Annotated in this window: 12 protein-coding genes; 4 read left to right on the top strand and 8 right to left on the bottom strand. The window is 62.2% G+C overall.

Going from position 1 to position 12,637, the window contains the following annotated elements:
* Nucleotides 1–77 precede the first annotated feature (77 nt).
* Nucleotides 78–413: a Grx4 family monothiol glutaredoxin gene (grxD, locus tag NKH19_RS10270; protein WP_095085430.1), complete on the top strand. Its 336-nt coding sequence runs from the start codon at nucleotides 78–80 to the stop codon at nucleotides 411–413.
* 167 nt (nucleotides 414–580) lie between these two features.
* The gene (locus NKH19_RS10265) at nucleotides 581–1,843 is read left to right on the top strand and encodes a multidrug effflux MFS transporter (protein ID WP_352863993.1); all 1,263 of its coding nucleotides are present in this window, start codon (nucleotides 581–583) and stop codon (nucleotides 1,841–1,843) included.
* Nucleotides 1,844–1,896: 53 nt separating this feature from the next.
* Here NKH19_RS10265 and NKH19_RS10260 read toward each other — a convergent pair whose 3' ends face one another.
* The 7 genes from NKH19_RS10260 to NKH19_RS10230 all read right to left on the bottom strand — a co-directional run bounded on the left by NKH19_RS10260 (nucleotide 1,897) and on the right by NKH19_RS10230 (nucleotide 7,181).
* The gene (locus NKH19_RS10260) at nucleotides 1,897–2,304 is read right to left on the bottom strand and encodes a UCP034077 family protein (protein WP_352863992.1); all 408 of its coding nucleotides are present in this window, start codon (nucleotides 2,302–2,304) and stop codon (nucleotides 1,897–1,899) included.
* Between the two features lie 82 nt (nucleotides 2,305–2,386).
* Nucleotides 2,387–3,214, bottom strand: coding sequence for an inositol monophosphatase family protein (locus NKH19_RS10255; RefSeq protein WP_352863990.1), 828 nt, complete (start codon nucleotides 3,212–3,214; stop codon nucleotides 2,387–2,389).
* Nucleotides 3,204–4,091: a tRNA 2-thiocytidine(32) synthetase TtcA gene (ttcA, locus tag NKH19_RS10250; protein ID WP_352863988.1), complete on the bottom strand. Its 888-nt coding sequence runs from the start codon at nucleotides 4,089–4,091 to the stop codon at nucleotides 3,204–3,206. The genes NKH19_RS10255 and ttcA overlap by 11 nt, the downstream gene beginning before the upstream one ends.
* A 131-nt stretch (nucleotides 4,092–4,222) precedes the next feature.
* Nucleotides 4,223–4,840, bottom strand: coding sequence for a 30S ribosomal protein S4 (gene rpsD / locus NKH19_RS10245; protein ID WP_023759539.1), 618 nt, complete (start codon nucleotides 4,838–4,840; stop codon nucleotides 4,223–4,225).
* A 395-nt stretch (nucleotides 4,841–5,235) separates the two neighbouring features.
* On the bottom strand, nucleotides 5,236–5,424 hold the full coding sequence (locus NKH19_RS10240) for a DUF3008 family protein (protein WP_352863986.1): 189 nt from the start codon (nucleotides 5,422–5,424) through the stop codon (nucleotides 5,236–5,238).
* Between the two features lie 61 nt (nucleotides 5,425–5,485).
* Nucleotides 5,486–6,274 carry a glutamate racemase gene (gene murI, locus NKH19_RS10235; RefSeq protein ID WP_352863984.1) on the bottom strand — a complete coding sequence of 263 codons (789 nt, stop codon included), beginning with the start codon at nucleotides 6,272–6,274 and terminating at the stop codon, nucleotides 5,486–5,488.
* Nucleotides 6,267–7,181 (bottom strand): RNA methyltransferase, encoded by a 915-nt coding sequence (locus NKH19_RS10230; RefSeq protein WP_352863983.1) that lies wholly within the window; start codon nucleotides 7,179–7,181, stop codon nucleotides 6,267–6,269. Before NKH19_RS10230 ends, murI begins: the two co-directional genes overlap by 8 nt.
* A gap of 214 nt (nucleotides 7,182–7,395) precedes the next feature.
* Here NKH19_RS10230 and NKH19_RS10225 point away from each other — a divergent pair, with 214 nt between their 5' ends.
* Nucleotides 7,396–8,607 carry an NADP-dependent isocitrate dehydrogenase gene (locus NKH19_RS10225; RefSeq protein ID WP_352863982.1) on the top strand — a complete coding sequence of 404 codons (1,212 nt, stop codon included), beginning with the start codon at nucleotides 7,396–7,398 and terminating at the stop codon, nucleotides 8,605–8,607.
* A 25-nt stretch (nucleotides 8,608–8,632) separates the two neighbouring features.
* Complete coding sequence (locus NKH19_RS10220) at nucleotides 8,633–9,259, top strand: glutathione S-transferase family protein (RefSeq protein WP_352863980.1); 627 nt, start codon at nucleotides 8,633–8,635, stop codon at nucleotides 9,257–9,259.
* Between the two features lie 421 nt (nucleotides 9,260–9,680).
* On the opposite strand, the gene alaS is transcribed toward NKH19_RS10220, so the two are convergent.
* Nucleotides 9,681–12,347, bottom strand: coding sequence for an alanine--tRNA ligase (alaS, locus tag NKH19_RS10215; protein ID WP_352863978.1), 2,667 nt, complete (start codon nucleotides 12,345–12,347; stop codon nucleotides 9,681–9,683).
* Nucleotides 12,348–12,637 lie beyond the last annotated feature (290 nt).

Below are 12,637 nucleotides of genomic sequence, written 5' to 3'. Positions count from 1 at the left end.
TTGTTTCGAGCAATCGTTGGGTTTATTTGAAGGGAAATGTTTCGAGCCTGACTCCCACAGGCGGGAAAGGATATTCCATGAGCGGTATCAACGACTACATCGACAACGAAGTGAAGGGCAACGACGTCGTCCTTTTCATGAAGGGCACGCCCGGTTTCCCGCAATGCGGATTTTCCGGCCAGGTCGTCCAGATCCTCGACTATATCGGCGCCGACTACAAAGGCGTCGACGTGCTGACTTCGGCCGAACTGCGCCAGGGCATCAAGGAATATTCCAACTGGCCGACGATCCCGCAGCTCTACGTCAAGGGTGAATTCGTCGGCGGCTGCGATATCATCCGCGAGATGTTCCAGGCGGGCGAACTTCAGACTTTCCTTGTCGAAAAGGGCGTCGGCGTCAAAGGCGCCGCCTGACCGCTGTCTTTCGTGCCTGTCGTCCGCCTAAAACCGCCACACAATTTTAGGCAACGCGCACCAAACGCCAGGGCAACCCCACCTCGACATATGTCCTGTATGCAGGACCGAGACGAGCCAATGCGCCGGCCCGCCGGCGCATTTTCGTTTGAAAGATCGGACTTGCCGTGGACCAGCCAAAATCAGCGCCGCAATCGGTACTGCCCATTCCACGCTGGGAGTTCATCGCGCTGTGCGCCGCGCTGATGGCGCTGAACTCGCTGGCCATCGACATCATGCTGCCGGCTCTGCAGCAGATCGGCGCCTCGCTCGGCGTCGAGAACGAAAACCACCGGCAATATGTAATCACCGCCTATATTCTGGGCTTCGGCGGCGGCCAGCTGTTCTTCGGGCCGATCTCGGATCGCTTCGGCCGTCGCGCGCCGCTGGTCGCCGGGCTGGTGGTCTATGTCGCCGCGGCCGCGGCGGCCGCCGTTGCACCCAGCTTTGAAACACTTCTGCTGTGCCGGGCCGTGCAAGGCATTGGTGCGGCAGCGACCCGCGTCATCGCCGTCTCGATCGTGCGCGATACGTTCGACGGCCGGCGCATGGCCGAGGTGATGTCACTGATCTTCATGGTGTTCATGGCGATCCCGGTCATTGCTCCCGGCATCGGCCAGTTCATCATGCTGTTTGCGACCTGGCACTGGATCTTCGTCACCATGGCCGTCGGTGCGCTTATTGTCTCGGCTTGGTCGCTGCTGCGCCTGCCTGAAACATTGCATCCCGAACATCGCCGGCCGCTGACCGTCAACTCCATCCTCGGCGGGTTTCGCATCGTGCTCACCAACCGCATTGCAATCTGCTATGCCTTCGCCAGCACCTTCATTTTCGGCGCCATGTTCGGCTTCATCGCCTCGGCGCAGCAGATCTATGTCGACATATTCAATGTCGGCGAGATGTTCCCGGTCATCTTCGCCGGGGTTGCGGGCGTGCTTGCTTTCTCCAATTTTCTGAACTCGCGCCTTGTCGGCCGTATCGGTATGCGCCGCCTGTCGCAGAGCGCGCTGCTGCTGTTCCTGGTCATCAGCCTTGCCTGGCTGGTCATTTCGCTGGAAATGAAGATGCCGCTCTGGCTGTTCATCACCTTCTTTGCCTGCGCCATGCTCCCGTTCGGCGCGCTCGGCGCGAATTTCAATGCGTTGGCCATGGAGCCGCTCGGCCAACTGGCCGGCACGGCGTCGTCCATCCTGGGCTTCATGCAGACCTTTCTCGGCGGCATTCTCGGCACGCTGATCGGCCAGGCCTTCAACGGCACGGTGACGCCGCTGGCCGCCGGCTTCTGCAGCGTCTCGGTTGCGGCGCTGCTGATGATTTTCATTGCCGAGCGCGGCAAGATGTTCCAGCCGCAGAACCCACCCGTTTCAGGGCACATCACCGATTTGCACTGAATTGTCGTTTTTGTGCGTGTCGTCGTCCCGGGGCCACTTTTGGGCGACATGCATCAGGACGCACCTTCAAGGGCCGCGGTGAAGCGAGGGGCAAGCATACGCCCCGCGATGGCTCCGCCCATGCTGTCCGAAAAAGGCAATGGCAGAGCCTCGTCGAGTGCCTTGAGGATTGACGCCACGAAGGCCCGGCTGAGCTGGGGATCGGTCCCCAGCTCGGAATATGTGGCGCGAGGCTTGCCAATCAGCGTGCCGTTGCGGCGAAGCGAGAACCGCAGCGTCAGCGACATGCCGGCGGTTCCGGGTGGCGGCTTCCAACAAGCATAAATAGCGTCCGACATCTCTTTTATCGTGTCGATGGGATCGGAACTGCGACAGCTGCGCTCTTGCGATCTTGCTTCGTGGGAGCTGGCAAACAAGGCGGCGGCAAGAACCGCCGCGACAATTGCGAACCGAGGTTTCATTCGAGAGCCTCCGGATCTGCGTGAGATTGCATCGCTCTTTCGCTGGCCACCACCGATACAAAGCACTGGCTAGGAAATGATCCTATTGCGCCCAAAGCTCGCGGCGCAATTCGTGCCAGCTTTCGCGATCGGGCGCGACAAGCAGGCCGCCGCCGACATGCGAGGGCAGATAGGCGCTGCCGTCGAATCGCGCGGCATGGCCTCCAGCCTCGGCATGGATCAGCACGCCAGCCAGATGGTCCCATGGCATCAGCTTGTTGTAGACGACGAAATGGGCATGACCGCTGGCCAGCAGACGGTATTCGTGCGCCGCGCAGCGATAGGCGAACTGCGACAGGATCTTCGTCTGGTTGCGCGCCAGCCGCGACCGCTCGGGCTCGGGCATATATTGCCAGGAGACCGAGCCTGTCATTTCCGAGATCGGCGCGGGTGCCACGACATGCACCCTTTCGATGCCGCCATGCGCATGCCGGATATGACTGCCGGCGCCCTTGGCGCCGATCAGCCAGTCCTTGCCGACGGGATCGTGGATGATGCCGGCAACAGTCTCGCCCTTGACCACGACCGCCAGCATGACGCCGAACAGCGGCACGCCGGAGGCGAAGTTGAAAGTGCCGTCCACCGGGTCGATGACGAAAGCCAGATCAGCATCACCCAACCCATTCAACAGCGCCGGATTGTCGGAACAGGCCTCCTCGCCGACGACCATCGACTGGGGATAACGCTCGCGCAGCCGCGCGGTGATGAGCCGCTCGGCATTGACGTCGGCTTCCGTCACCAGGTCGGCGGCCGAGGTCTTCTGCCGGATGTCGCCCTCGCCCAGCCTGCGAAAGCGCGGCATGATCTCGGCCTTTGCAGCGTCGGACAGAAGGTCAGCGAGCCAGTCGATCGCACTATCGTCAAATGTCATCGGCTTGCCTTGTGCTGAGGGCCTCATTGAGCGCGGCGAAATCGAACAGCCTTCTGTCGAGCAGATGCGATGGCCTGCTGTTCGACAGCGCGCGCAGCATCGTGTCCTTGCGGCCGGGCATGCGCTTTTCGATATCCCCGAGCATGGCCTTCATGGCGTTGCGCTGGAGACCTTCCTGGCTGCCGCAGAGATCGCAGGGAATGATCGGGAACTGCATCGCGGCAGCGAATTTTTCGAGGTCGACCTCGGCGCAGTAGCTCAACGGCCGCAACACCATGACGTCGCCGTCGTCGTTGAGCAGCTTTGGCGGCATGGCGGCGAGACGCCCGCCATGGAACAGGTTCATGAAGAAGGTCTCGAGAATGTCCTCGCGATGATGGCCGAGCACCAGCGCCGAGCACCCCTCCTCGCGCGCGATGCGATAGAGATGGCCGCGCCTGAGCCGCGAACACAACGAGCAATAGGTGCTGCCCGCGGGCAGCTTGTCGGTGACGACGGAATAGGTGTCCTGATATTCGATAAGGTGCGCAATGCCGTATTTGTCGAGATAGTCCGGCAGGATATGTTTGGGGAAATTCGGCTGGCCCTGATCGAGATTGCAGGCCAGAAGATCGACCGGCAGCAGTCCGCGCCATTTGAGGTCGAGCAGAACGGCGAGTAGACCGTAGGAATCCTTGCCGCCCGACAGCGCTACCAGCCAGCGCTGACCGGGCTTCACCATCGAGAAATCCTCGATTGCCTGCCGGGTCAGCCGCAGCAGCCGCTTGCGCAATTTGTTGAACTCGACCGAGGACGGCACATCGGCAAACAGCGGATGGAAGCCGCCCTCGATGTCGCTGGCCGGTTCAAGCGATTCGGCGTCTGGCAGCATGTTCATGGCGTCAGTTCCAAAATCCGGGAGCAACGACTGTCCGGCGCTTCGTTGCGCTCGGAATTAGCGGACATGGCCGACAAAGAAAAGGCCGCCTCGATGGGCGGCCTTGAATGGTATCGCAAAACGCGCCCGTTTTAGCGCGAATAGAATTCGACGACCAGGTTCGGTTCCATCTGCACGGCGAACGGAACGTCCGCCAGGCCGGGGATGCGCGAGAAGGTCGCGACCATCTTGTTGTGATCGGCTTCGATATAGTCCGGCACGTCGCGCTCGGCGAGACCGACCGCTTCCAGAACGATGACCAGCTGCTTCGACTTTTCGCGGACTTCGACGACATCGCCCGGCTTGCAGCGGTACGAGCCGATGTTGACGCGCTTGCCGTTGACGTTGACGTGGCCGTGGTTGACGAACTGGCGGGCGGCGAAAATGGTCGGCACGAACTTGGCGCGGTAGACGACGGCGTCGAGACGCGACTCGAGCAGGCCGATCAGGTTCTCCGAGGTGTCGCCCTTGCGGCGATCCGCCTCTTCATAGACCTTGCGGAACTGCTTTTCCGAAACGTCGCCATAGTGACCCTTCAGCTTCTGCTTGGCGCGCAGCTGCAGGCCGAAATCGGAAAGCTTGCCCTTGCGGCGCTGGCCATGCTGGCCGGGGCCGTATTCACGCTTGTTGACCGGGGACTTCGGGCGGCCCCAGATATTTTCGCCAAGACGGCGGTCGATCTTGTACTTCGCGGATTCGCGCTTGCTCATCGCATTCCCTTTTTCATAACAACACACCCGGAACCTCATGGTCCGGGTGAAGGAAACGCGCCCTCCTCTGGCCTCCGTTTTCGAGACCTGACAGGATTTTCCCACGCAACGCGGCGGAAAACCCACGGGACACGTCAGTTCAAACAAGATAGTAGAATTGAGTTTCCACGCATCTTGCGCACATAAAGAAAACCACCGGGCGTTGCGGCCCGGTGTTGGCGCGCTGATTAAACGGAGATTTAGCCGGTGTCAAGCTTGCGGCTAGGCTTCCGGTTCGGCTCAGGCGACCGACGTTTCAAAGGCCGCGCTTTAGCTGCGGGCTTTTTTGGTTCCGTCTCGCGTTCCCGCGAACGACCTTGTCGTCCTAGTCATCCCTGCGAAGGGCGTGCCTGACGTCAATGCTTCGATTTCTTTTCCGGCAGGCCCTTGCGCTTCGTCTCGGCGAATTCCTCGAGCTGCTTTTCACTCATCGATTCGTACATTCCCTTGGAAGCGCCTTTGAGTTCGCCCTTCTTCGTCTCGCCGCGCTTGGCCGACAGAGCGGCGCCAGCGGCTTTCTGCTGGGCTTTCGAGGTGGATGGCATGGCTGTTTCTCTCTTCATTGCCTGAGGGGAAAACGCATCGAGCCAACCAATGTTCCGGATATCAGGCGACCGTCAGGCCAAAGCCCTGCATGAGCCGGCTGGTGGCGAAGTCCATCTTGCCGGAGGTGAAGACGGCAATGTCAGGCTCACCCACCGGCAGCGGCCCGTCGACCGGTGCAAGCAGCGACATGGCGCGACGGGCGATCGCTTCGGCCGGGTCGATCCAATCGACCGGCCAGGGCGCGGTCTTGCGCATGCGATTGGCCAGGAACGGATAGTGCGTGCAGCCGAGCACGACGATATCGGTGCGGGCGCCGTCCTTCTCGACAAAGCATGGCGCGATCTCCTGGCGCACGATCTCCTCGTCGACGAACCCCTCGCGCATGTAAATCTCGGCCAGCGGCGCCAGCCGGTCCGAGCCGACGAGCCGCACGTGGCATTTCTGCGCCCATTTGCTGATCAGGTCGCGCGTGTATTGACGCTTGACCGTGCCGGGCGTCGCCAGCACCGAGACCAGCCCGGAGCGCGTGCGCTCCGCCGCCGGCTTGATCGCCGGCACCGTCCCGACAAAGGGATGGCCCGGGAATTTCTCGCGCAGCGCGTCGATCACCAGCGTCGACGCGGTGTTGCAGGGGATGACCGAAATCTCGGGCTGGAATTTTTCCAGCAGCGCGCCGAAAAGGCCGAGGATATGGGCGTTGAGGGCCGGCTCCTCCCAGGCGCCATAGGGGAAAGCGGCGTCGTCGGCGACATAGATGAAGCGGCGATCGGGCATCAGCACGCGCGCCTCGCGCAGCACGGTGAGCCCGCCTATGCCCGAATCGAACATCAGGATCGGCCGCTCAGTCATTGTCGGTTCCCTTTCCGCCGAGCGGCGGTATGTCGTCGTCCTTGCCGGTATCAGCCAGGCGATTGCCTTCCGCCTTGCGGGCGCGCGCGGCGGCCGCGGGCAATCGTCTTGGATCGTCACCCGGGGAACCATCGCCGCGCGGCATCGCCGGCGAAAATCGGTCGAGCGACGAGATGATGCCGCGCAGCACCTTGAGCTCCGGTTCGGCAAATCCGGGACGTGTCAGCACTGCGCGCAGATTGTCCACCATCTTCGGCTTCTTCGGGGCCGGCCGGAAATAGCCGCGCGCTTCCAAGGCGCCTTCGAGATAGGCGAACAGGCCGTGCAGTTCTTCCTTGCTCGCCGGCTTCATATTCGGGCCGGAAAAATTGGTCTTGGTCTCGTCTTCCAAGCCTGACTTCATCCATTCATAGGACATCAGCAGCGCGGCCTGGGCGATGTTGAGCGAGGAGAAATCAGGATCCACCGGGAAGGTCACGATCTCGTCGGCAAGGCCGACCTCGTCATTGTAGAGGCCGAAGCGTTCGCGTCCGAACAGGATGCCGGTGCGCTGGCCCATTGCGTGACGGGCCCGCAGCATCCTGCCCGCTTCCACCGGCCCGCGCACGGCTTTGAAGCCGTCGCGCTGCCTGGCCGTGGTGGCGAAAACAAAGTTCAGGTCGGCGAGCGCGGAGGCCAGATCGTCGAAGACGGTGACGGCATCGATGACATGATCGGCGCGACTGGCCGCCGCGCGTGCCTTCTCGCTCGGCCAACCGTCACGAGGGTTGACGAGACGCAGCTCCGACAGACCGAAATTGGCCATGGCGCGAGCGACCATGCCGATGTTCTCGCCGAGCTGCGGCTCGACGAGGATGATCGCCGGGCCGGCGTCTGCAGTATTATCGCGATCTTCGATGATGGGCATGATTGTCAATGAACTGCTGTTTGCGGCATTTCAGCGTCCCTGCCATATTCGGCCGCGAAAATGAAGCATTCGCAAATGACGGCGGTCGTGCCTCACATTCGTGACCGATAGCCGTTTGCGCGGTCAAAAACGCTTTGATATACGGGCGGCATCCCCCGGCCGAACGCGATGCGGGCAAGGCCATCCCATTTCCCAGCAACGAGGCATTTTTTCCATGGCGAAAATAAAGGTGGCGAACCCGGTCGTCGAACTCGACGGCGACGAGATGACCCGCATCATCTGGCAGTTCATCAAGGACAAGCTGATCCACCCCTACCTCGACCTGAAGCTCGAATATTACGACCTCGGTATCGAGCATCGCGACGCCACCAATGACCAGGTGACCATCGATTCGGCCAACGCCATCAAGAAATACGGCGTCGGCGTGAAATGCGCGACCATCACCCCCGACGAGCAGCGCGTCGAGGAATTCAAGCTGAAGAAGATGTGGAAGTCGCCGAACGGCACAATCCGCAACATCCTCGGCGGCACCATCTTCCGCGAGCCGATCATCATGAAGAACGTGCCGCGGCTCGTGCCCGGCTGGACCAAGCCGATCATCGTCGGCCGCCACGCCTTCGGCGACCAGTACCGCGCCACCGATTTCCGCTTTCCCGGCAAGGGCAAGCTGACGATCAAGTTCGTCGGCGAGGATGGCAAGGTGATCGAGCACGATGTCTACGACGCGCCGGGCGCCGGTGTCGCCATGGCCATGTACAATCTCGACGACTCGATCCGCGAATTCGCCCGCGCCTCGCTGAATTACGGCCTGCTGCGCAACTATCCGGTCTATCTGTCGACCAAGAACACCATCCTCAAGGCCTATGACGGCCGCTTCAAGGACATTTTCCAGGAGGTCTACGAGGCCGAATTCGAAGCCGAGTTCAAGTCGAAGAAGCTGTGGTACGAGCATCGCCTGATCGACGACATGGTGGCTTCCAGCCTGAAATGGTCGGGCGGCTATGTCTGGGCCTGCAAGAACTATGACGGCGACGTCCAGTCCGACACGGTTGCGCAGGGTTTTGGCTCGCTCGGCCTGATGACCTCGGTGCTGATGACGCCGGACGGCAAGACGGTGGAAGCCGAAGCCGCGCACGGCACCGTCACCCGCCACTATCGCCAGCACCAGAAGGGCGAGGAAACCTCGACCAATTCGATCGCCTCGATCTTCGCCTGGACGCGAGGCCTCGCCCACCGCGCCAAGCTCGACGACAATGCCGAGTTGAAGCGTTTCTCCGAAACGCTGGAACGGGTCTGCATCCAGACCGTCGAATCCGGCTTCATGACCAAGGACTTGTCGCTGCTGATCGGCCCCGACCAGCCCTGGCTTTCGACCACCGGTTTCCTAGACAAGATAGACGAGAACCTGCAGAAGGCGATGGCCTGACCTGTCGAGGTCCAGGAGGGCTAGCATGAGCAAGCCCATCGTCTATGGGGCGGACTACAGCGTCTATGTGCGCATCGTCCGCCTCGTGCTCGCGGAAAAAGGCGTCGACCACGAGCTTGTGCCGGTCGATGTCTTTGCCACTGATGGCATTCCTGCCTGGTATTTCGAGCACCACCCCTTCGGTCGCATCCCGGCCTTCGAGCATGAAGGCTTTCGGCTCTTCGAGACGAGTGCGATCGCCAGATATGTAGACGAATCATTTGACGGGCCGAGCTTGCAGCCGAGGGAGCCTCGCCGCCGCGCAACCATGAACCAGATCATCGGCATGCTCGACGCCTATGCCTACAGGTCGATGGTCTGGGATGTCGCCGTCGAGCGGCTGGAGAAAGAAGCGCCCGACGAGGCGCTGATCGCCAGCGGGCTTTCGCAGGCAAGCAAAGCGCTTCAGACGCTTGCCTCGCTGAAAGCGCCAGGGCCGTGGCTGCTGGGCGACCAGCTGACCCTGGCCGATCTGCATGCGGCGCCGATCATGGGTTATTTCGTCAAGGTCGCCGAAGGGCAAAGCCTGCTCGCTGAATTTCCGACGATCCAGGCTTGGTGGGAGCGGATTTCAACTCGTCCAAGCTTTGTCAGAACCGAAAAGACCGAGTGATCTTCGGTTTCGCCGTACCCATGTGGCGCTGGCCGCGATCTCTGCGGCTACCCTTCAACACTGGCAATTAGCGAAATCGTGCGCGAAAGCGCCCTTCTCCCCGTTCACGGCAGGGCTATCGCATATGAATTCTTGCGAAGAAGAACCCCCACCCTAACCCTCCCCACAAGGGGGAGGGAACGCTGCCGCGTGCCTTTAATTCCTCTTGGCGCCGAAAAGACAGGCGATCCTCCGGGGTCAGCGCCAACGGAAGTCTCCCTCCCCCTTGTGGGGAGGGGTTAGGGGTGGGGGTCCGTGCCGGGCAGACATCTGACGAATTCCATATGCGTTAGCCCTGCCGTTCACGGGGAGAAGATGGCGGCAGCCAGATGAGGGGCAGCACTACCCGCCAAAGATAGGGCTCCCCGCCATGATCTGGCCGTTAGGCGGCTTCGAGTGCAGCCCTTACCGCCGCAATCGCATCATTGGCCCTGGACGCATCCGGTCCCCCGGCCTGCGCCATGTCGGGCCGACCGCCGCCGCCCTGCCCGCCCAACGCGGCGGAGGCCACGCGCACCAGATCGACAGCGCTGAAACGGCCGACGAGATCGTCGGTGACGGCGACCACGACGCTCGCCTTGTTGTCCTCGCCGGCGCCGACGAAGACGACGACGCCGGAGCCGAGCGAAGTCTTGCCGGCATCGGCCAGCGGCTTCAGATCCTTCGGCGAGACCCCGGAGACTGCCTTGCCCAGGAAGCCGACACCGGCCACCGTCTCGTTCTCGACCGGCGCACCAGGGGCCGCGCCCCCGCCCAGCGCCAGCTTCTTGCGCGCTTCGGTCAGTTCCTTTTCGAGCTTCTTGCGCTCGTCGAGCAGCGCCTCGACACGCGCCGGCACGTCGGCCGGCGAGATCTTCAGCGTCGCGGCAACCGTTTTCAAACGCCGGTCCTGCTCGTCGAGGTGCCTGCGCGCGGCCTCGCCTGTCAGCGCCTCGATGCGGCGCACGCCGGCGGCGACCGCGCTGTCCGACACGACACGCACCAGACCGATGTCGCCGGTCGCCCTGACATGCGTGCCGCCGCAAAGCTCGACCGAATAGGGCCGGTTGGCCTTGGCGCCATGCACGCCGGTGCCCATCGAAACGACGCGCACTTCGTCACCATATTTCTCGCCAAACAGCGCCATGGCGCCTTCGGCAATGGCGTCATCGACCGACATCAGGCGCGTGTTCACCGGGCCGTTCTGCACGACGATCTCGTTGGCCATGCGCTCGACCTCTTCGAGATCCTCCGGTGAAATGGGCTTGTTGTGCGAGATGTCGAAGCGCAGACGCTCTGGCGCGACCAGCGAGCCCTTCTGCGCGACATGGCTGCCCAGCACCTCACGCAGCGCCTCATGGATCAGATGCGTCGCGGAATGGTTCGCGCGCAGTCTGGAGCGCCTGTTATGGTCGACCTTCAGCTCGACCGCCGCGCCAGTCTTGACCGTGCCGCTGGCCACCTTGCCGATATGGACAAACAGCCCATCGGCCTTCTTCTGCGTATCGGAGACCTCGATCGAGAAGCCTTCGCCTGAAATGACACCGGTGTCACCCATCTGGCCGCCGGATTCAGCATAGAACGGCGTCTGGTTGACGACGATCGCCACCGCATCGCCCTTGCCGGCGCTGTCGATGGTCGTGCCGTCCCTGACCAGCGCCTGGATGATGCCTTCGGCCTGCTCGGTCTCGTAGCCGAGGAATTCGGTGGCGCCCGCCTTCTCGCGCACCGAAAACCAGACGGTCTCGGTGGCCGCATCACCGGAGCCAGCCCAATGCTTGCGCGCCTCGGCCTTCTGCTGCTCCATGGCATTGGTAAAGCCGGCAAGATCGACCGAGATGCTGCGCTGGCGCAGCGCGTCTTGCGTCAGGTCGAGCGGGAAGCCGTACGTGTCATAGAGCTTGAAGGCCGTCTCGCCATCCAGCATATCGCCGGCCCGCAGCGTTTCCGTCGCCTCCGAAAGCAGTCCGAGGCCGCGCACCAGCGTCTTGCGGAACCTAGTCTCCTCGAGCTTCAGCGTCTCGGTGATCAACTGTTCGCCGCGCACCAGTTCCGGATAGGCCTGGCCCATCTCGCGCACCAGCGCCGGCACTAGGCGCCACATCAGGGGATCGCGGGCACCGAGCAGCTGCGCATGACGCATGGCGCGGCGCATGATGCGGCGCAGGACATAGCCGCGGCCCTCGTTCGACGGCAGCACGCCGTCGGCCACCAGGAAAGAGGACGAGCGCAGGTGGTCGGCAATGACACGGAAGGACGCGACCGTCTCCTTGTCGGGCCCATGCCCGAGAGCGGACGACGACGCCTCGATCAGATGACGGAACAGATCGGTCTCGAAGACGCTTTCCACCCCTTGCAGGACGGACGCCATGCGCTCCAGGCCCATGCCGGTGTCGATCGACGGGCGCGGCAGGTCGATGCGTTCCTCCTTCGTCACCTGTTCATACTGCATGAAGACCAGGTTCCAGAATTCGAGGAAACGGTCGCCGTCCTCCTCAGGGCTGCCGGGAGGTCCGCCCCAGATGTGTTCACCGCGGTCGATGAAGATCTCAGAGCATGGCCCGCACGGTCCGGTGTCGCCCATCGCCCAGAAATTGTCCGAGGTCGCGATGCGGATGATGCGGTCATCGGAAAACCCGGCGATCTTCTTCCAGAAGCCGGCTGCCTCGTCATCCGTGTGATAGACGGTGACCAGCAGCTTGTCCTTGTTCAGCCCGAATTCCTTGGTGATCAGGTTCCAGGCTAGTTCGATGGCGCGCTCCTTGAAGTAGTCGCCAAAGGAGAAATTGCCGAGCATCTCGAAGAAGGTCAGATGGCGCGCGGTATAGCCGACATTGTCGAGGTCGTTATGCTTGCCGCCGGCACGAACGCTCTTCTGGGCGGTCGAGGCGCGCGAATAGGGCCGCTTCTCCAGGCCGGTGAAGACGTTCTTGAACTGCACCATGCCGGCGTTGGTGAACATCAGCGTCGGGTCGTTGCGCGGCACAAGCGGGCTCGACGCGACGATCTCGTGACCCTCCTTGCGAAAGTAGTCGAGAAATGTCGACCGGATTTCGTTCACGCCACTCATGAATGCTGCCTTTTCGAGAGAGCCGCCGGCAAACCGGCGGGAAATGGGCTCTGCGTTTTAGAAGATAGACTTTTTAGAAGATAGACTTGGCCTTTTAGCCGCCGCGCTTCACCCTGTCCAGAAACACGGAATTGGTCCAATCCACGGCCTTTGCCGGCTGTCCGAGCCAGGCCCAATTCCCCGCCAAAACGCAAAACCGCCGGCGCTAGCCCGAATATCTCACAGAGTTGAGGTGCATCGGGGCTCCGAATCAGGGAAAATGCTTCTGCGACAAAGACTTACCCTAGGCA

It is taken from the genome of Mesorhizobium sp. M1338, from assembly GCF_040318045.1.
In the GTDB taxonomy this organism is placed as follows: Bacteria; Pseudomonadota; Alphaproteobacteria; order Rhizobiales; family Rhizobiaceae; genus Mesorhizobium.
This window is presented reverse-complemented; position numbering and strand designations above follow the sequence as displayed.